This is a genomic window from Syntrophus buswellii, from assembly GCF_046097065.1.
Taxonomy (GTDB): domain Bacteria; phylum Desulfobacterota; class Syntrophia; order Syntrophales; family Syntrophaceae; genus Syntrophus; species Syntrophus buswellii.
This window is the reverse complement of the sequence record NZ_CP175563.1, coordinates 1,238,662-1,256,075: the sequence shown is the minus strand read 5'-3', so window position 1 is coordinate 1,256,075 and position 17,414 is coordinate 1,238,662. Positions and strand designations below refer to the sequence as shown.

At 56.3% G+C, this 17,414-nt stretch carries 18 protein-coding genes; 13 read left to right on the top strand and 5 right to left on the bottom strand.

The features are described 5' to 3' along the window. Position 1: 1 nt before the first annotated feature. Complete coding sequence (locus tag ACJ77P_RS05675) at positions 2 to 1,372, bottom strand: TolC family protein (protein ID WP_408999245.1); 1,371 nt, start codon at positions 1,370 to 1,372, stop codon at positions 2 to 4. Between the two features lie 179 nt (positions 1,373 to 1,551). On the opposite strand from ACJ77P_RS05675, the gene rpmH reads away from it, so the two are divergent. From rpmH to mnmE, 6 genes are all read left to right on the top strand, one after another. Beyond that, positions 1,552 to 1,689 carry a 50S ribosomal protein L34 gene (gene rpmH, locus ACJ77P_RS05670; protein WP_367360835.1) on the top strand — a complete coding sequence of 46 codons (138 nt, stop codon included), beginning with the start codon at positions 1,552 to 1,554 and terminating at the stop codon, positions 1,687 to 1,689. A 61-nt stretch (positions 1,690 to 1,750) separates the two neighbouring features. After that, positions 1,751 to 2,113 (top strand): ribonuclease P protein component, encoded by a 363-nt coding sequence (gene rnpA, locus ACJ77P_RS05665; RefSeq protein ID WP_408999244.1) that lies wholly within the window; start codon positions 1,751 to 1,753, stop codon positions 2,111 to 2,113. After that, on the top strand, positions 2,110 to 2,334 hold the full coding sequence (gene yidD, locus ACJ77P_RS05660; RefSeq protein WP_408999243.1) for a membrane protein insertion efficiency factor YidD: 225 nt from the start codon (positions 2,110 to 2,112) through the stop codon (positions 2,332 to 2,334). The genes rnpA and yidD overlap by 4 nt, the downstream gene beginning before the upstream one ends. Before the next feature lie 55 nt (positions 2,335 to 2,389). Then, entirely contained in the window at positions 2,390 to 4,030 is a 1,641-nt protein-coding gene (yidC, locus tag ACJ77P_RS05655) for a membrane protein insertase YidC (RefSeq protein ID WP_408999242.1), read from the top strand. Between the two features lie 20 nt (positions 4,031 to 4,050). Further along, positions 4,051 to 4,866: an RNA-binding cell elongation regulator Jag/EloR gene (jag, locus tag ACJ77P_RS05650; RefSeq protein ID WP_408999241.1), complete on the top strand. Its 816-nt coding sequence runs from the start codon at positions 4,051 to 4,053 to the stop codon at positions 4,864 to 4,866. A gap of 38 nt (positions 4,867 to 4,904) precedes the next feature. Beyond that, positions 4,905 to 6,281 (top strand): tRNA uridine-5-carboxymethylaminomethyl(34) synthesis GTPase MnmE, encoded by a 1,377-nt coding sequence (mnmE, locus tag ACJ77P_RS05645; protein ID WP_408999240.1) that lies wholly within the window; start codon positions 4,905 to 4,907, stop codon positions 6,279 to 6,281. 12 nt (positions 6,282 to 6,293) lie between these two features. Here mnmE and ACJ77P_RS05640 read toward each other — a convergent pair whose 3' ends face one another. Beyond that, positions 6,294 to 7,040 carry a histone deacetylase family protein gene (locus tag ACJ77P_RS05640; RefSeq protein WP_408999239.1) on the bottom strand — a complete coding sequence of 249 codons (747 nt, stop codon included), beginning with the start codon at positions 7,038 to 7,040 and terminating at the stop codon, positions 6,294 to 6,296. 107 nt (positions 7,041 to 7,147) lie between these two features. Then, positions 7,148 to 7,576, bottom strand: coding sequence for an NUDIX hydrolase (locus tag ACJ77P_RS05635; protein WP_408999238.1), 429 nt, complete (start codon positions 7,574 to 7,576; stop codon positions 7,148 to 7,150). Positions 7,577 to 7,987: 411 nt separating this feature from the next. On the opposite strand from ACJ77P_RS05635, the gene ACJ77P_RS05630 reads away from it, so the two are divergent. Continuing rightward, a complete protein-coding gene (locus ACJ77P_RS05630; RefSeq protein WP_408999237.1) occupies positions 7,988 to 8,641 on the top strand; it encodes a response regulator in 654 nt (217 codons plus the stop codon). Between the two features lie 8 nt (positions 8,642 to 8,649). On the opposite strand, the gene ACJ77P_RS05625 is transcribed toward ACJ77P_RS05630, so the two are convergent. Then, the gene (locus tag ACJ77P_RS05625; RefSeq protein ID WP_408999236.1) at positions 8,650 to 9,438 is read right to left on the bottom strand and encodes an SIR2 family NAD-dependent protein deacylase; all 789 of its coding nucleotides are present in this window, start codon (positions 9,436 to 9,438) and stop codon (positions 8,650 to 8,652) included. Positions 9,439 to 9,951: 513 nt separating this feature from the next. Here ACJ77P_RS05625 and ACJ77P_RS05620 point away from each other — a divergent pair. The 5 genes from ACJ77P_RS05620 (at position 9,952) to ACJ77P_RS05600 (ending at position 15,720) form a co-directional block, all read left to right on the top strand. Next, positions 9,952 to 10,740 (top strand): acyl-CoA dehydratase activase, encoded by a 789-nt coding sequence (locus tag ACJ77P_RS05620; protein ID WP_408999235.1) that lies wholly within the window; start codon positions 9,952 to 9,954, stop codon positions 10,738 to 10,740. Between the two features lie 190 nt (positions 10,741 to 10,930). Then, complete coding sequence (locus tag ACJ77P_RS05615) at positions 10,931 to 12,091, top strand: 2-hydroxyacyl-CoA dehydratase subunit D (protein WP_408999234.1); 1,161 nt, start codon at positions 10,931 to 10,933, stop codon at positions 12,089 to 12,091. Between the two features lie 30 nt (positions 12,092 to 12,121). Continuing rightward, a complete protein-coding gene (locus ACJ77P_RS05610; RefSeq protein ID WP_408999233.1) occupies positions 12,122 to 13,525 on the top strand; it encodes a 2-hydroxyacyl-CoA dehydratase subunit D in 1,404 nt (467 codons plus the stop codon). A gap of 18 nt (positions 13,526 to 13,543) precedes the next feature. Beyond that, positions 13,544 to 14,389: an acyl-CoA dehydratase activase gene (locus tag ACJ77P_RS05605; RefSeq protein ID WP_408999232.1), complete on the top strand. Its 846-nt coding sequence runs from the start codon at positions 13,544 to 13,546 to the stop codon at positions 14,387 to 14,389. A gap of 494 nt (positions 14,390 to 14,883) precedes the next feature. Then, positions 14,884 to 15,720, top strand: a complete 837-nt coding sequence (locus tag ACJ77P_RS05600) for a LamG domain-containing protein (protein WP_408999231.1) — start codon at positions 14,884 to 14,886, stop codon at positions 15,718 to 15,720. A gap of 133 nt (positions 15,721 to 15,853) precedes the next feature. Here the strand turns inward: ACJ77P_RS05600 and ACJ77P_RS05595 are convergent, their stop codons facing one another. Beyond that, positions 15,854 to 16,462, bottom strand: a complete 609-nt coding sequence (locus ACJ77P_RS05595) for a L,D-transpeptidase (protein WP_408999230.1) — start codon at positions 16,460 to 16,462, stop codon at positions 15,854 to 15,856. Between the two features lie 196 nt (positions 16,463 to 16,658). Between ACJ77P_RS05595 and ACJ77P_RS05590 the strand changes: the two genes are divergently transcribed. Continuing rightward, positions 16,659 to 17,408, top strand: a complete 750-nt coding sequence (locus ACJ77P_RS05590) for an MBL fold metallo-hydrolase (protein ID WP_408999229.1) — start codon at positions 16,659 to 16,661, stop codon at positions 17,406 to 17,408. Positions 17,409 to 17,414: the final 6 nt, after the last annotated feature.

The following is a 17,414-nucleotide window of genomic DNA, read 5'->3' as shown; positions in this document are numbered from 1 at the left end:
CCTACTCCTCATCGTACGCCGCTCCCATCGCCCGCTTCAGGCCGGCCAAAGAAATCAGGTAGTCGCTCAGAGCCCGGGTATGGTCCGAGTTCGCCCGTGTCAGCAGGGCCTGTGCGTCGATCACGTCCGTGGCGGTGGAAACCTGCTCCCGGTATCGCTCCGTAGTGATCCGATAATTTTCTTCAGCCTGAACAACGGCCTTCCGGGTAACCGATATCTGCTGTTCCGCCTCCTTGAGAAACAGCCAGGCGTTTTTCAGCTCCAGGGAAACGGCATCACGCACGTTCTCCAGCGCATCGCTCGCCTGGCGTTCCCGGCTGAGACTGGCGTCCACCCGGTATTTCGTTTTCCCCCACTCCCAGAAGTTCCAGTTGGCCATGGCCATGACATACCAGCTTTCCGAGTCCTGGTAGCGGCTGCCCGACACCCCGGGTTCGTCTCCATAGCGGGAATAATTGCCCACGAGATTGACCGACGGGTAATAGTCGCTCCTGGCCAGCTGGACGGATTTCTGGGCCTGCTCCACCCTGAGGGCATGGGTTTTGATCTCCGTTCTCCTTTCCAGGGCCGTGTTCAGGCATTCGCCGAATTCCTTTTCGTAAGGCCGGTAAGCCAGGATGTCCTCGACGGCCACCGGCGATTCCATGTTCCGCCTCAGCAGCGTGTTGAATTTCGCCTTCGCCATGTCCAAACCGTTTTCAGCACGGAGGAGCGCCTGCCGGCCGTTGGCCAGTTCCACCTCGGCATAGAGGAGATCGTTCCGCGGCACCATGCCCACTTCATAAAAATGCCGGGTCATGTCCCGATGGGCGGAGAGACGCTCCACGGACGACAGGGCCACCTCCCGCAGTTTTTCCGCCTTGACGATATTCAGGTAGGCCGTCTGGACCTCCAGAACCAGGTCTAGAACGGCGGTCCGCTCCTCCTGGCGGACGGCTTGCAGGTTGGTCCGGTACGCCTGGTAGTTTGCCAGGATTCCCCCACCGGCAAAGAGGGGCTGGTGAACTTCAACCCCCCAGTTGTAGTTGTCCTTCGTCCCGGACTGCGTTGCAAGCGGCGTGAGGCCGAGCTGTATCAGGATGGGAAGTGTGAATTCGGGAGCTTCATTCAGGCGTTTGTAGCTGTAGGACGTGCTGAACCTCGGCAGAAAGGAGGTGAAGGCCTCTCTGCGCTGCGATTCCGCCACCTGCACACCCTCCCTGGCGGAATGGAGCGTTGGGCTCTTCCTCAGAGCCTCCTCTATGCTCTCCTTCAGACTGATGGTTCCCCGGGGTTCTCCGGAAACAAGCGGCGGACATCCTATTCCTGCCGCCAGGATTCCGACGAAAAGCAACTCCCGCAGTCGAATCCGTTTCGTCGTTCTTTTTCTCATAGTGCACCACCCGCAAGGGGATCATCATCCCCGCCTTGAACTGCCTGCTATAGAATGAAGACTATGCGCTGGTTTGTCAATATAAAAACAGCCGGATACTGCTGGGGATTTTAATCTTGACAATCAACCGCCTCTATGATTTATGGATGGGCTCACAAACTTGCTCACGGGATGAACTTATGAAAATCAATTTAAGAAATACAAGCAATCTGAAGAGAAAAAGGACCCACGGGTTTCGCACCCGGATGTCCACACGGGGCGGCAGGCTTGTTTTAAGCCGAAGAAGAGCCAAGGGCAGGAAACGCCTGACGGTTTGATCTTCCCGGGAAAACAGGGAATGCCTGCGAACGCCCAGGAATGGAACCCGGTCTGCGGCAGATGAAAAAGCTGACCCTGAAAAGAAACGAGCGGATCAGGAAGAGGAAAAGATATCTTCAGATCTATCAGCGTGGAAGGCGGAGTTATTCAAAGCATTTCACCATCGTTGTCTCCGGTAATGAACTGGGAATTCCAAGGCTTGGAATCGCTGCAACCAAGAAGATCGGCAATGCCGTCACAAGAAACAGAATCAAGCGGCTGATTCGAGAATTTTTCAGACTGAATAAAGACAGGTTTAAAGCATCTTCTCAGGATATCGTTATCATTGCCAAGGGTAATACATCGTCAATGAATTATGCTGACGTCTGCAGGGAGCTGGGTGTATTGCTGACAGAAAAACCTCGGAATGTTCCTCAAGAATGACCAGGAAATTTTTCACAAAGATCTTTATTTTCCTGATCTGCATGTATCAGGTATTGATATCCCCCCTGTTTGCCCCCTGTTGCCGTTTTTATCCATCCTGTTCCGAATATGCGGTTCTCGCGCTTCGGAGACATGGTCCCCTGAAAGGTTCCTGGCTTGCGCTGCGCCGCCTGCTTAAATGCCATCCATTCCACCCGGGCGGCTACGACCCGGTTCGTTAAAAAGCGGCCGGGACATGCCGGCATACCGTAACTACGAAATTCACGGAGGTTCTTAATGGACAAAAAGGCGGTACTGGCCCTCGTCCTTTCCGCGGCGGTACTTTTGCTCTATCAGATATTTTTCTACAAACCGGTGCAGCCCTCAAAATCTCAGCCCCCCACCCAGGAGAACGGCGCAACGGCTGTTGTCCAGCCGGAATCCACGGTTACGCCCCGAGCGACCGTCAGCACCCTACCGGAATCCGGCGATCCTTCCGCCCGGAAGGACGCGCCTCTCGCCCCGAACAGCGAGGAGAAGGAGCGGGAAGTTTCCGTCGATACCCCTTTGTACAATGCCGTATTCACCACCAGGGGAGGGGCGCTTAAATCCTTTTCCCTGAAGAACTACCGCGAAACCATCGATGCCGGTTCAAAACGGATTGAACTGGTTGACGTCAAGGAGGGCATGCCCTACCCGTTGAGCATTTCCTTTCCGGCTTCCAGCATTGACGTTTCCCCGTCCTCGCTTTTTTCGGCCGATACCGTCGCCCTGGATCTGAAGTCGGCCTCGGAGCCCCGCCGTTTGACCTTTGTTCAAACCTGGCCCGGCAAGATCAAGATTGAAAAGATTTATACTTTTCATCCCCGGAAGTACGCCATCGAGCTGGAAATCCGCGCCTACAACCTTTCCAGTGTCCCCTTGAGCCAGGAAATCGCCCTCTTCTGGAACCAGTATGTCGATCCGGAAGCCAAGGAGGACAGCTACGGGCACACCGGCCCGGTATCCTACGTGGGCAAGAGCGTCGAACGGGAAAACGTGAAGAAAATGGAGGCATCCAAACTCCTGGGCCCGGATGTCTCCTGGGGCGGCTTCGAAAGCAAATACTTCCTTGCCGCCATGATCCCCCAGAACCCTTCCCTGACGAGCATGATGCTCTCCAAGGGAAGCAGCAACATGGTTTCCACGGGCCTGAAGGGGCCGAAAAACATCATACCCCCCGGTCAGGCGGGATTTTTCGGCTACACGCTCTTCCTGGGACCCAAGGATTACAATATCCTCAAGACCCTGGGAACCGACCTTGAGAACGCCATCGATTTCGGCTCATGGATGAAATGGCTGGCCATGCCGCTTCTGCTGTGCCTGAAATTTCTTTACTCCTACGTCCACAACTACGGCATCGCCATCATCATCCTGACGATCCTGATCAAAATCCTCTTCTGGCCCTTGGGAAACAAGAGTTACAAGTCCATGAAGGAAATGCAGAAACTTCAGCCGAAAATGCTGGAGCTGAGGGAAAAGTACAAGAACGACAAGCAGAGGCTGAGCCAGGAGACCATGGCCCTTTACAAGGCCTACAAAGTCAATCCCATGGGCGGGTGCCTGCCGATGATCATCCAGATCCCCGTCTTTTTCGGCCTTTACAAGACCCTTCTTTACGCCATCGAACTGCGCCACTCTCCCTTTTTCTGGTGGATTCAGGATCTGTCCGAAAAAGATCCCTATTACATCACGCCTTTAATCATGGGGGCCACGATGTTCATTCAACAGAAAATGACGCCTGTCTCTGGCGATCCCACCCAGGCGAAGATCATGCTCTGGATGCCGGTCATCTTCACCTTCCTGTTTCTGAACTTCCCGTCCGGACTCGTCATCTACTGGCTGTTCAACAACATCCTCAGCATCGGACAACAATACTACATCAATAAACGAGCATAACCAAAAGTTAGGGTACGAACATGGATACCATTGAAATTGAAGCCAAGACCATTGATGAAGCCATCGAGAAGGCCTGCGGGGAATTTAACGTCTCTCGAGAAAAACTGAATATTGAAATCATATCGGAAGGTTCATCCGGATTCCTCGGGCTGGGCTCCAAAAAGGCGAAGATCAAGGCCAGCAGATTGTCTCTTGACATTGACCTGGACGCGCCCTTTGAACTTTTAAAGGAAGAGGCGGAGCCTGCACCCCCTGTCCGCGAAGAACCGTCGGCGACTACGCCTGCGCCTGCGCCCGAACCAGCTCCCGCCGTCTCTCCAGCCCCGGAAGTTTCCGAAGCCCCCGCGGGAAAGGAAGAGCATGAACCGCTGGCACAGAGGGCGAAGAGCATCCTGGAGGGCGTCCTGCAGAGGATGCATCTTGACTTCACCGTGAGCGTCGAAGAGACCCCGGATACGATCGTTCTCACCATCAACGGCGACGGGGGCGGCCTTCTCATCGGCAAGCGGGGGCAGAATCTGGATGCCATCCAGTACATCGTCAACAAGGCGGCCACGAAAATCCGTGATGAACGCAAATTGATCATCGTGGACACGGAATCCTACCGGCAGCGGCGGGAGGACTCTCTCAACGCCCTGGCCAGGGAATTTGCCGAAAAGGTCCGGAAGACAAGAAAGCCGGTCACCGTCGGCCACATGAACGCCCACGACCGCCGGATCATTCACCTGGCGCTTCAGAATGACGACACCATCGTCACCAAGAGCAGGGGCGAGGGTGAATACCGCAAAATCGTGATTCTTCCGGCAAGGATCGCCAACCGGGAACCACGGACATAAACGGGAAACCGTTCCCTTAGTTACGCCTGAATGCCGCCATGCCGACAGACGACACCATAGCCGCCATTGCCACGCCCGCCGGCAGCGGCGGGATCGGCATCATCCGGATCAGTGGGCCCGAGGCGGAAAACATCCTGCTCCGTCTTTTTCAGCCCTCCCATCCTCTTGTCATCTTTCAGCCGCGACGCCTTTATCATGGAGATCTCGTCTGCCCGGAAACAGGGCGGGCCCTGGACGAGGTCCTGATCACCCTGATGAAGGGACCGCACTCCTTCTCCGGTGAGGACACCCTGGAGATATTCTGCCATGGGGGCATCCTGATTCTTGAATCCGTCCTCTCGTCCGTGCTCAAGGCCGGAGCCCGCCTTGCCGAACCAGGAGAATTTACCCGGCGGGCCTTTCTTCACGACAGGATTGATCTGACCCAGGCGGAAGCCATTGGCGACATGATCTCCGCCCGGACGTCCCGGGGCCTGGAAACGGCCGTCTCGCAACTGAAAGGGAAATTGAAGGGAAAAATCGATGTTCTGCGGGAGAAGCTGATCGATATTCTGGCCCGGCTGGAAACTGAGATCGATTTTTCCGAGGATGTGGCATCCCAATCCTCTTCGGAAGTCTCTTCGCAGCTCCAATCCCTTTCCGAAGATCTTGCCGCCCTGCTGCGGAGCTATGAACAGGGCAAAATCGACCGCCATGGCGCCTCGGTGGTCATCGCCGGCAAGCCCAATACGGGAAAATCAAGTCTGCTGAACGTGCTTCTGGAGGAGGAGAGGGCCATTGTCACTCCGATACCGGGGACGACCCGCGATTTTATCGAGGAGGCGGTGAACATCCGGGGGATGTCGATCCGGCTTACCGACACCGCCGGCATCCATCCCACGGAGGATATCATCGAGCAAAAGGGGATTCAGAAGGTCTGGGAAAAACTGGCCGACGCCGATGGCGTCATCCTCCTTTTCGACGGCAGCCGCCCACTGACGGACGAAGACAGGGGGATCCTGACGCGGCTTGCGGATTGCAGGGTTCTGCCGGTCATCAATAAAACCGACCTGGATCATCGCCTGGAAGAGGAGGAGATTTCCGACGCGCTCCAGGGAACGACTCCGATCTGGATATCCGCCAAATTTGGAGAAGGTATTCCGGTCCTGAAAGAGGAAATCAGCCGGTTGGTCATGGAAAGGGCTGGAATTCAGGACGGGGAAATCGTGATTTCCAGCCTGAGGCAGAAAATGGCCCTGGAGAGGACCCTCCAATTTGTAGACCAGACCCTCGCCGGTCTCCGGGAGGGCTTATCCCCGGAGTTTGCCGCACTGGACATCCGGGATGCCCTGGAAGCCCTGGGTGAAATCGGCGGGGAAACGGCCACGGAACAGATCCTGGACCGCATCTTCACGACCTTCTGCATCGGGAAATAAAGGGGAAACACTTCAGCCCCCCTCCATTCCTTCAAGAAACGCCAGGACATTTTCACCCAGAACCCGGTGGTTGTACCCCCCTTCAAGAACGGCAAAGCATCCGCATCGCTTCTTCTGCCCAGTCTCCCAGACCATGTGCCCGATGGTTTTATAATCCTCCGTCGTCAGAAGCCCGCCCCAGTCTTCCTTATGGTTGTCGAATCCGGCGGAAACGCCGATGATGTCGAAAGACGCGGAAGAAAGGCCCCTCTCGATGCCCCGGAGATACTCGTTCCTGTCAGAGGAGGAAGGGTTGTGAATGGTGACATAGCCTTTTCTTTCCATGATGTTGACCGTGCCATCTCCGAAATGGAGGTCGAAGTCCAAAAGAAAGGCCTTGACGATTTTCCGCTCCCTCTTCAACCTCTCCAGGGCGATGGCCATGTTGTTGAAATAACAGAAGCCCCAGGCGCTTCCAGCGGATGCATGGTGGCCGGGGGGACGGATCAGTGCAAAGGCCGGCTCGCTCATCCCGATTTCGGCGGCCATGATGGCCCCGCCGGCAGCGAGCGCGGCGATGTCATAGAGCCCCTCCCGTTCAACCAGAGCGATATGAGACTCGGTGTGAACATCGGAAATATCCGACTCCCCTGCAGGCTTTGCCTGAATGAAGTCGACCCGGCCGCTGATCGCCTTCACAACGGCTTCCATTCTCCCGTGAGCGGCTGCCGGATCCGTCGTGTAGCATTGACAAAAATCATCATGATAAATGACTTTCATGACGTTCGCCACCTCCTGACATCGTTCTCAAAATACGGATGATGATCAAAAACGGCAGACCACAGCCACGATTCCGCCGCGCCTGTTCCGATCCTTACAAAAACACACTACCCGTGAAATTTGATGTGCCGGAGAATTCTGACCGTACTGGCTGACAAATCGACCGTTTCCAGGTCCGCAGGAGAAAGCCACCGGACGTCAAGGGCGTCGTCGGCGGCCTTCAGATCGCCGCGGACGTAATCGGCCAGCAGATCCACAATGACGAAGTGAAAACGGATCTTTCCCTCACGGTCCTTTTCGAAGAAGTCGAAGGCATAGACGGGATGCCTTGCATGAACGACAATTCCCGTTTCTTCGAGGACTTCCCGCTCCGCTCCTTCCTTCAAGGTTTCTCCCAACTCCAGGGAGCCTCCCGGGATGGCCCACAACCCCCTGTTCGGCTCCGCGGCGCGCTGTACAAGGAGAATTCTGCCGTCCTTGACGACAACGGCGCCAACACCCACACGAGGAGAATCCGGATATTCGCGTTTCGCCATAAAATGAAAAACCTGCCTGGAAAAATAAGAGCGAATATAGCATTTTATCTCAATCGTTACAATAAGTTCTTAGCCCGAAACTTGCGAGATGCCGCCTTAGTGTTTTACTCATCCATTGGTTGAATCCAATTTCAGTAATTTTTTCCCAGGTAATAAGGCTTTCCCCTTATTGGAATAACCGTCAGACTGTAATAGAAAAAGAAATCGAGATTGTGATAAACTTCACCTTAGATGAGATCGTGACAAGTCCTGTCACCCTGTTTCCGATGGGCACCCTTTTTCCCTCAAAAGGTGGCTTTCGTTTTCCGGATTTGCCGGTCCATTTTTGTAAGCGGAAACGACGTGCGAGGATGTGATGTTTCCGTCGCGTCCGAAAAAAGAACGATAGCCAAGAATTAGGAGAAAGGGAAAATGTCTGTCAATGTTCTGCTTGCCGACGATCACAAGATTGTCCGGGACGGCCTGCGTATCCTCATTGAAAACCATGGGAATATGAACGTTGTCGCGGAGGCGGAAAATGGACAAAGGGCAATCAATCTGGCCAGAGAACTCCATCCCGAGGTCATTATCATGGACATCTCCATGCCGGACATCAACGGCATCGATGCCACAAGAAAAATCACCTCAGACTTTCCAGGAATCAAAGTCATCGCCCTGTCCATGCACACCGACCGCCATTTTGTCGTCGGCATGCTGGAAGCGGGGGCGGCAGGCTACCTTTTAAAGGACTGCGCCTTTGAAGAACTCGTCAGCGCCATTCATACCGTCCTGGACAACCACACCTATCTGAGTCCCACCATTACCGATATCGTCGTCAGAAATTATGTCAAAAAGGCGTCGAAAACCTCGGCGGTCTCCTCTGCGGAACTGACGGCCCGGGAGCGGGAACTGCTCCAGCTGCTCGCAGAAGGAATGACGGCCAAGCAGATTGCCAAGACGCTCCGTGTCAGCGTCAAAACCGTGGAGACTCACCGGCGCAGCATCGCCCAGAAACTTGGAGCCGGCTCTGTGGCCGAGTTGATTAAATATGCCATCAGGGAGGGTCTGACAACGCTGGACTCTTGAAGGATCCTCTAAGGCCGGAATCCGATTTGATTCTTTACCTCCGCCAGGATTCTCGTCATCACCTCACCGGCCGCACCCTGGAGCAGAATGTCCGCCTCTGAATCGTAAGGCGTCTCCTCTTTGTTGATGATCACCAGCCTGGCGCCGACATCCTTGGCATACCGGGGCATGAAAGCCGCCGGATAAACCACCAGGGATGAGCCGATGACCAGCATCAGATCGCAGTTGGATGCTTCGTAAGTCGCATCCCGCAGGGTCTCCTCCGGAAGGGCCTCTCCAAAAAAAATCACGTCCGGTTTCATCAGGCCCCGGCACTGCTCACAGAAGGGAAATCCCTCCATCTCTTTCAACGCCGTTTTCATGAGCATATCGGGAACGGAAATCCTCTCGCCGCAGCTCAGGCATCTCAGCCAGCGCATGTTTCCATGGAGCTCATATACCTTTTCCGGCGCATTTCCCGCCTTCTGATGAAGATTGTCAATGTTCTGGGTAATGACGCACCGCAGCTTCCCTATCTTTTCCAGTTCGGCAACGGCCAGATGCGCGCGGTTGGGCTGCGCTTCGGCGAAGGCTCCCCCTTCGATCAGGATCCTCCACTGTTTTCGCCTCGTTTTTGCACTTCGCAGAAACTTCTGGATGGTGAAGTCATCGGGATCGAACCGGTCCCATAACCCTCCCGGGCTGCGAAAATCTGGAATGCCCGATTCGGTGCTTACACCCGCCCCCGTAAAGACGACGATCCTTGCCGCCTTGCAGATCATTTCTGAGGCGGCCTTGATTTTCTCCTCTATCGTCATGTCCTTCACTTTTCTTGCCTCGCTGATTACACGGTGCTGTATGCTTCATCCTTTCCAGGATGCACTCCTTTTGTTCAGGAAAATACCTACAATAAATTATTCCCAATGACCAGATGAAACGTTCCCCGATCTCGCCGCTTCCCTTCCCGTTTCAATCCAAGGGGAAGGGGAACGGCCGGGGCGGATGTTCTCCTCCCCTGCTTTCTCACAGGGGCTGGTCTGCCTTTTTTCTATTGACACTCCCTATACTTTGTTCTAAGTCACTGCCTTATCCGCGTTTCCTGTGAACCTCAGGTAAACGTCCCTGTTGTGCTATCCAGGAAAGGCAGAGGCAGATCCGTCAGATCCCTGATAGAGTAGAGCTGAAGCAAAGCGCCTGCCGCAAACAGCGCGCGTGCACCAGATAACATTTCCCGGTAACGAAGACGGCTTTCCCATGATCCTGCTTCGGAAGAAGCACCGCAGAGCGTTTCAGGCAGCACAAACATCATAACATCACCCTGGGCAAAGACGATGGCCTTTTTTCTGGGAATCGATATCGGATCTTTTTCAGCGAAGGGAATCCTGCTGCGGGATCGATCCGTTCAGGCATCCTTTTCCTGCCTTTCCGGCGGAGATTACCGAGGCACCGCGCAGAAGGTCCGGGATGCCCTGCTGAGCGGGGCCGGGCTGAGCCCTTCGGAAATATCCCATGTCACAGCCACAGGTTATGGGGCCAAACAGGTCCTTTTTGCCGACGAGGAAAAGCCGGATATTATCTGTCAGGGCAGAGGGGTAGCCTTCCTTCTTCCCTCGGCCAGAACGGTTATCGACGTCGGCGACCTGTACAGCAAGGTTCTGCGCATGGACAGTGCCGGCCATGTCCACAACTTCATTCTCAGCGGCAAATGTGCCGGAGGCAGTGGTCGGCTGCTGCAGATCATGGCCAAGGTCCTTCGGGTCAATCTCGAAGACATCGGCCCGCTGTCCTTGAACTCCCGCAACAAAGTGGACTTCAGCACGGGGTGCGTCGTCTTTTCGGAATCCGAGGCCGTATCCCTGATTGCAGAAGGCGTTTCCCGGGAAGACCTCCTGGCGGGCGTGCATCGGGCCCTGGCGGCCCAGATTCACAGCCTGGCGGAGCGGGTGGGAATCGAAGAGGATCTGGTTCTCACAGGCGGAGGGGCAACCGATGCCGGGCTGATCATGGCACTGGAGGACAGCCTGAAGATCCCGGTTCGAGTCCCGCCGGAGCCCCTGTTTACAGCCGCCCTCGGCGCAGCGCTGCTGGCCCGGGAGAAATCCCTGACCCAAGGCGCCTGAAAAAAAAAGACAATTCCGATCCCGGACGGCTTCGGAAGGGCGACAGCAGAAGGGGGCTCCAAAAGGATTTCTTCCAGCGACGGGAACGCAACCGCGGCCGAACGCCGAAGCGAGACGGCCGGGATCGGTTAGGAAAGTACAGGCTTTGGAATTCCAAGGCCTCTTTTTGAAAAAAAGAGGAGGAAGTTTCATGAGCGACAAAGAAAAAAGCATCATGGCAGAGGTGGAAAGACAGTACGGAAATTATGGCGTTCGCACCAGGGAACTTTGCGCCGAAGGCGCAAAGGCGATCGGCTATATCTGCTCTTTTGTTCCTCTGGAATTTATTACCGCCGCCGGATGCATCCCCTTCCGAATCCGAGGGGATATCCGGGAACCCATCACCAGGGGGGATTCTCTTCTGGAGACGATCGTCTGCCCCTTTGTCCGGAGTTGCTTTGACCTCTGCGTCAAGGACCGGTACGACTTTCTGTCCGGCATCGTGATCCCCCACGGCTGCGACAGCATGGTGAGAAGCTACAGCGTTTGGAGCTATTCCCTGAATTTTCCCTACTTCCACTTTGTCAATACACCAACGGTGGTCAAGGAATCTTCCCATGAATTTTTCAAGGAAGAGCTCCGGTCCTATCAGAAGAGCCTGGAGGATTTTACAGGGAAAGCCATCACCGCGGAGGATCTTCAGAAGGCTGTCAGGCTGCATAACGATAACCGCCTCAAGACCAAAGCCCTCTACGAATTTCGCAAGGCCGATCCCCCCATCGTTTCCGCCGCGGAGCTCCACAAAATCCTCACCGTCGGCGCGAGCCTCCCCGTTGCCGAGGCCAACGCCCTCCTTGATGAAGTCCTGGCCGAACTGGGCAGACGGACGGAAGCACCGGTCAAAAAAGGCCCCAGGATCCTCCTGGACGGCGCCTGTGTGGACCATTCCGCCATTGCCGACATTGTCGCCGAAAGCGGCGGTGAAGTGGTGGTTGACACAACCTGCATGGGAACGAGGGACCTGTGGCCCCTTGCCGACGAAGACGGCGATCCCGTGGCCTCACTGGCGCGCCGCTACCTGGACCGGCTCAATTGCCCCAAGACCTACCGGGAAAACACAACGGGAACCTTCGCCGGTGATGCAGAGGCGCGCTTCGGCGACATCGGGGCGCGGGCAAAGGAGTTTACCGTAAACGGGGCCATCCTGTACCTTTACAAATACTGCGACCCCTTCGGCTTCGAGGTCCCGGCAAGAAAAGCCTACTACGAATCCCTCGACATCCCGCTTCTGTGTCTGGAAGACACCTATTCAGCGGGAACGGTCGGACAGTTGAAAACACGCATCCAGGCTTTCCTGGAAATGATCGGCTAGCGGCCTTGCCGGCATAAGGAGGACAGAACAATGACGGAAGAGAAGAAAGAAAAAAAACCGCATAAGAGAATGACCGCAACCAGGGCGGCCGCCTCCATCGGCCCCATGGTCAAGGAATTTATCGCCGGAACGAATCGGGCAAGGAAGGAAGGCACCCACAAACTGGCTTACACGTTCATCGTCTGCCACCACGAGGAAATTCTCCGCGCCATGGATGTCCTGCCGGTCTGGACCGAAAATTTCGCCGGCGTCTGCGGAGCGAAGCGTGATGCAGAACGCTTCCTGCAGCGGGCGGAATCGCTTGGGCTCTCCCGCTCCCTGTGCACCTACGCCCTGTGCGGAATCGGCTACGATCAGTGGAGAGAGGAGCTGGGGGAGACGCCCCCCGACGCGCCCTGGGGCGGCCAGGCCAGGCCCGACTTCATGATCGAAACGGGCCAGATCCTGTGCGATCCCAGGTCCAAGTGGTATCAGGCTTCGCAGCAGTTCATGCCGGACATCCCGATCTACAACATGGATCTCCCCTATCCCCTCTTCCAGAGGGACAGGGATCACAGGGAAGTTCTGGGCTATTACCACCGCTACATCGTCAAGGAGCTGCGCGGCCTCATCGCCTTCCTGGAACAGCAGACGGGGAAAAAGATGAATTACGACCGCCTGAGTGAGCTCGTGGATCTGAGCGACCGCATCTGGAACCTGGTCCACGAGACCTACGAACTGCGCCGGGCAAAGCCCAGCCCCATGGGCACCGGCGACGCGATGAACACCATGGTTCCCATGAATTTCATGATGGCCACCCAGGAATGCTATAATTTCTTCTCCGATCTCAAAAAGGAGCTGGAAGAAAAAATCGCCGGGGGAGAAGGCGAGGTCGATGAGGAAAAGTACCGGCTGATGTGGGGCGGTGGACTCCCAGCCTGGTACGCCCTGAACGATTTCAACTACTTCAACAGCAAGGGAGCGTCCTTCCCCGTGGAGACCACCTACCGCATGGTCATGCCCCTGGATGAGATGGATCTCCCCAGGACCAACGATCCCGTGGAACATCTCGCCTGGCGGTGGCTGGGCTACTGGACCTTCTGGTACGACAAGGCCCGCAGGCGCCCCGGATCCGAGCCCGACGTGGAGCGCCTGATCAACTGGGTCGAGGACTACGACATCGACGGCATCGTCGTCCATCAGGCTTTTTCCTGCCGGACCTGGCACGTGGGCCTCATCTGGCAGCTGAATCAGCTGGCGAAGATCTACAAGCCCATCCCGGTTCTGATGATCGGCACAGCAGGGCAGAAGGAAAAGACGAACCGCGAGGTGCCCTCCCTGATCCTGGAAAGCGACATCATCGATATCACGTCCTACTCTGAAATCGATACGCGCAACAAGATCGACGCCTTCATTGAAACCCTGGAATCGGTCCGGGCCAATCGGGCTGCATGATCCCGCTTCTTTCAAAAGATGGCTGAATACTTTGCAGGCATTGATATCGGTTCAACCATGACCAAGGCGGTGATCCTCGGCGAGGGGATTGCCGCCTCGGTCATCGGACCGACGGGGGCGGAACAGCGCAGGCTGGCCAATAAAGTGATGGAGGAAGCGCTCGCCCGGGCCGGCCTAGCCTTCGAGGCCATCGCCTACGTTGTCGCCACGGGTTACGGACGCATCAACGTCCCCTTTGCCGACCGACAGATCACGGAAATCACCTGCCATGCCCGGGGAATTCATTTTCTCTTTCCCGAGGCCCGGACGGTGATCGACGTGGGGGGCCAGGACAGCAAGGCCATCCGGATCGACAGCCAGGGGCGCCCTCATCACTTCATCATGAACGACAAATGCGCCGCCGGAAGCGGCCGCTTCATCGAAATCATCGCCGACACGATGAACATTTCCCTGGATGCCGTCGGCGATCTTTCCCTCCAGAGCACCTCCCCGGCAACGATCAGCAGCGTCTGCACCATCTGGGCCCAGCAGGAAGTGGCCTCGGGCCTGGCCGAGGGCATCCCCGTCCCCGATCTCCTGGCCGGGGTACACCGCTCTCTTGCGGATCGCATCAGCCGAATGGCCCACCGGCTCCGCCTGGAAAAACCCGTCGTTCTCACCGGCGGAGGATGCAAAAACAGGGGGCTCATCGCCGCACTGGAGGAGTATCTCGACTGCGAACTGCTGATCCCCGAGAACCCTCTGATTACCGGTGCTCTCGGCGCCGCGCTCATGGGGCGGGATATCGTGGAAAAGGCCCGCCAGAACAGTCTCCCCCTGGAGCCCCGCCCCCGTGTGCTGGAAGCCATCCATCTTCTCGGCTGATCCATCGAGGCTTTTTTTTCAACGAAATTCGTCGGCGGACGGAGACCCTGCAACACTTCCGCGCTTCTGTTCCGTCTGGCCATCCCCTGCGTCCGCTTCGCGGCTGCGGCCTCTTCGGGCTTCGGGCGGCGTTCTTCCGTAATCGCCTAAACCATCCCCCCCCTGGAACATCAGGCGGACGTTCGCAATCAGGTTATTGGAATCATAAAATGAGAGATTTCCTGATTGTCCTGGTTATCATAACCCGTTATTACAGGCAGAAAATACCAGGATTTCCATTTGAAAATTCCTTCCGGAAAGGACGGCGAAGGGTTCACGCACGATGCCCTTTTCCGGGACGAACGTCTTGTCTGTTTTTTTTTCAATCACGGATGTCCGCGCCGGTGACTTCCTGCTGGAAGGACGTTTGACCAAGGGGAGGTGATGTGTCGAAGACCATGTAGGAACAACTTGCAACCCGTCAAAAACAATTCAAGGATGAAGGAGATTGTCAGATGAAAAGAAGAAGGTTCTCGGAATTATTAACTTTGATAAAAAGGATTAAAGGCCGGATGGCCGCTTTCGCCGTTTTCGCGGTGTTCCCGGTCCTTGCTTTCAATGCACCCGCATACGCGGTTCTAGTCGGCAGTTACGCCTTTGAAGAGGGCTCCGGCACGATCATCCAGGACGCTTCCGGCCGCGGCAACAATGGCGCCCTGGTCAATGGGAAAGAAACCTCCTGGACGACCGGGCACTCCGGCCTCGGCCTCTACTTCCCCGGCGTCACCGGTTCCGGTTCCACGCACGTCAACCTGGGAAATCCTGCTGATTTCCAACTCTCGAACGCCTTAACCTTCACGGCCTGGGTCTATTCTGAAAACCCCAACAGCGATGCACCCATCCTCGCCAAGGAAGGCAACGGCGTCCTTTCCTACTGGTTTGGCGTGTTCCATAACCAGTTTGGTGTGCTTCTTGATCACACGGGCAACTACGCCTGGGATCTCGAACGACGCAACGTCGGTACCGTTCCCGCAAAGGAATGGCATCACCTTGCAGCCACCTGGGACGGCAGCGTCGTCCATTATTTCTTCGATGGTGTCCAGCTGGCCGAATCCGCCAACTACTCCCACACCCTGTTTAACGGAAACGCGAACCTCACCATCGGCGTCAACTCGGACTTCAACTTTACCGCGTTTCAGGGAACGCTGGATGATATCCACATCTACAACAACGCCCTCAATGCGGATCAAATCAAAGCGGATATGAATCCCGTTCCGATTCCCGGCGCCGCCTGGCTCCTCGGTTCGGGGCTGCTCGGCCTCATGGGGCTAAAGAGAAGGCTTCTCGGCTAAGGGGCAAATCCGCGGTACAGCAAGGTTCAAAGGCAGGATGATCTCACCGGTTCCTTCGGTGATCCTGCCTTTGCCGTTTTTACCGCTGTCGCCAGAACGACCGGATGAGCCCCCCGAATTTTGAGCGGAACGTTCAGGGCAGGATCATGACCTCCGTCCCAACGGAGATCGTCCTGGCCAGTTCCCGCACATCGTCATTGTACATGACAAAGCATCCCCCCGTCACCCGCCGGCCGACACGCCCCGGATTGTTGTTGCCGTGGATGCGGTAGATGGCCCCTTTCCTCGTCCGATGGGAAAGGGAGATCTTGACGGGTCCCATGTAGTTCAGGGGATGGCCCGGGGGTACAACGGGAGGCAGATGGATGCCCCTCTTGCGAAAAATCTCCCGGCAGTAAGGCGTCGGGTGCCACGAGGGATTGAAGGAAATGGCCGTCACCCGGCCCCGCCCCAGGGGATAGACATCAAGACCCCGGACAGCCGTTCCCACCCGGTATTGGCGCCGGAAGAGGCGCAGATTTTCTCCGTTGTGCTCATAGAGATTCAGAACATTCCGGCTGATGCTCACCTCAATGGCATAGCGCCTGTCCCTGGACGGGGCGGGGGATTGCTGAGATCCGGAGGCTTCAAACCGCGAACCGGCAAAAGCCATCACACAGCAGACCAGAACAAACGCCATTCCCCAGGGGCGGTGAAACCTCATTCTTGAACGCAACGGATGATCCGGTTCTTGCTGACCCACGTTTTCCCTCTTGATGCCTTCCTGTTCATACAACTCATTTCGACCTTGTCATTACAGCCCTTTGGCGGTACAAATCAAGCTTCAGATTGAACCGCAGGGAAACCGGACTGCCCGTTACCCCCCCGTTCACGAAGGGGGAATAGTCCCTGTGCCTTCATTGCCGGACAGGTTTCCTGATGAACGAGAGAGGACCCTTATGAAAGTCATTTTTCTGGGCACGAACGGCTGGTACGATACGGACACGGGAAACACCATCTGTACCCTTCTCCGTGCCGAATCCTTCGATCTGGTTCTGGATGCAGGAAACGGCTTCCACAAGCTGGACCACTTTATACACCCTGATGACGGAAAGCCCCTGTACCTCTTCCTCAGCCATTTTCACCTGGACCACATCATCGGGCTGCACACCCTCAACAAATTCTCCTTCTCCCGGGGGCTGGTGATCCTGGGGCCTGCGGACAGCCGGAAACTTCTGACCCTGTTTGTCAACCGTCCCTTTACCGCGGCGCTGTCCTCCCTGCCCTTCCCCGTGGAGATTCTCGAACTGCCCGCCTCCCTTTCCAGGCTTCCCTTCCATGTGGAGGCCCTCCCATTGAAACATCCCGTCCTCACCCTGGGTTATCGGATTTCCCTCGATGACAGGGTCGTCAGTTCCTGCACGGACACGGGCTATTGTCAAAACGCCGTGACGCTTGCCCGTTCAGCCGACCTGCTCATTTCGGAATGCGCCTACAGGCAGGGGCAGTTCAGCGATTCCTGGCCGCACCTCAATCCGGAAGCGGCCGCCCGGATTGCCTCGGAAGCCCGGGTGAAACGGCTTGCCCTGACGCACTTCGATGCCCGCCTGTACTCCAAATGGGAAGACAGGAAAGAATCCGAAACATTCGCCCGGAAGATCTTTCCCCATGCCTTCGCTGCCCGTGACGGCCTGGAAGTGGATCTATAGGATCCG

What these genes read in the sequence shown, in the direction of transcription:
- ACJ77P_RS05675 (WP_408999245.1), bottom strand. Translation starts at nt 1,372, where the DNA reads ATGAGAAAAAGAACGACGAAACGGATTCGACTGCGGGAGTTGCTTTTC.
- rpmH (WP_367360835.1), top strand. Translation starts at nt 1,552, where the DNA reads ATGAAAATCAATTTAAGAAATACAAGCAATCTGAAGAGAAAAAGGACC.
- rnpA (WP_408999244.1), top strand. Translation starts at nt 1,751, where the DNA reads ATGAAAAAGCTGACCCTGAAAAGAAACGAGCGGATCAGGAAGAGGAAA.
- yidD (WP_408999243.1), top strand. Translation starts at nt 2,110, where the DNA reads ATGACCAGGAAATTTTTCACAAAGATCTTTATTTTCCTGATCTGCATG.
- yidC (WP_408999242.1), top strand. Translation starts at nt 2,390, where the DNA reads ATGGACAAAAAGGCGGTACTGGCCCTCGTCCTTTCCGCGGCGGTACTT.
- jag (WP_408999241.1), top strand. Translation starts at nt 4,051, where the DNA reads ATGGATACCATTGAAATTGAAGCCAAGACCATTGATGAAGCCATCGAG.
- mnmE (WP_408999240.1), top strand. Translation starts at nt 4,905, where the DNA reads ATGCCGACAGACGACACCATAGCCGCCATTGCCACGCCCGCCGGCAGC.
- ACJ77P_RS05640 (WP_408999239.1), bottom strand. Translation starts at nt 7,040, where the DNA reads ATGAAAGTCATTTATCATGATGATTTTTGTCAATGCTACACGACGGAT.
- ACJ77P_RS05635 (WP_408999238.1), bottom strand. Translation starts at nt 7,576, where the DNA reads ATGGCGAAACGCGAATATCCGGATTCTCCTCGTGTGGGTGTTGGCGCC.
- ACJ77P_RS05630 (WP_408999237.1), top strand. Translation starts at nt 7,988, where the DNA reads ATGTCTGTCAATGTTCTGCTTGCCGACGATCACAAGATTGTCCGGGAC.
- ACJ77P_RS05625 (WP_408999236.1), bottom strand. Translation starts at nt 9,438, where the DNA reads ATGACGATAGAGGAGAAAATCAAGGCCGCCTCAGAAATGATCTGCAAG.
- ACJ77P_RS05620 (WP_408999235.1), top strand. Translation starts at nt 9,952, where the DNA reads ATGGCCTTTTTTCTGGGAATCGATATCGGATCTTTTTCAGCGAAGGGA.
- ACJ77P_RS05615 (WP_408999234.1), top strand. Translation starts at nt 10,931, where the DNA reads ATGAGCGACAAAGAAAAAAGCATCATGGCAGAGGTGGAAAGACAGTAC.
- ACJ77P_RS05610 (WP_408999233.1), top strand. Translation starts at nt 12,122, where the DNA reads ATGACGGAAGAGAAGAAAGAAAAAAAACCGCATAAGAGAATGACCGCA.
- ACJ77P_RS05605 (WP_408999232.1), top strand. Translation starts at nt 13,544, where the DNA reads ATGGCTGAATACTTTGCAGGCATTGATATCGGTTCAACCATGACCAAG.
- ACJ77P_RS05600 (WP_408999231.1), top strand. Translation starts at nt 14,884, where the DNA reads ATGAAAAGAAGAAGGTTCTCGGAATTATTAACTTTGATAAAAAGGATT.
- ACJ77P_RS05590 (WP_408999229.1), top strand. Translation starts at nt 16,659, where the DNA reads ATGAAAGTCATTTTTCTGGGCACGAACGGCTGGTACGATACGGACACG.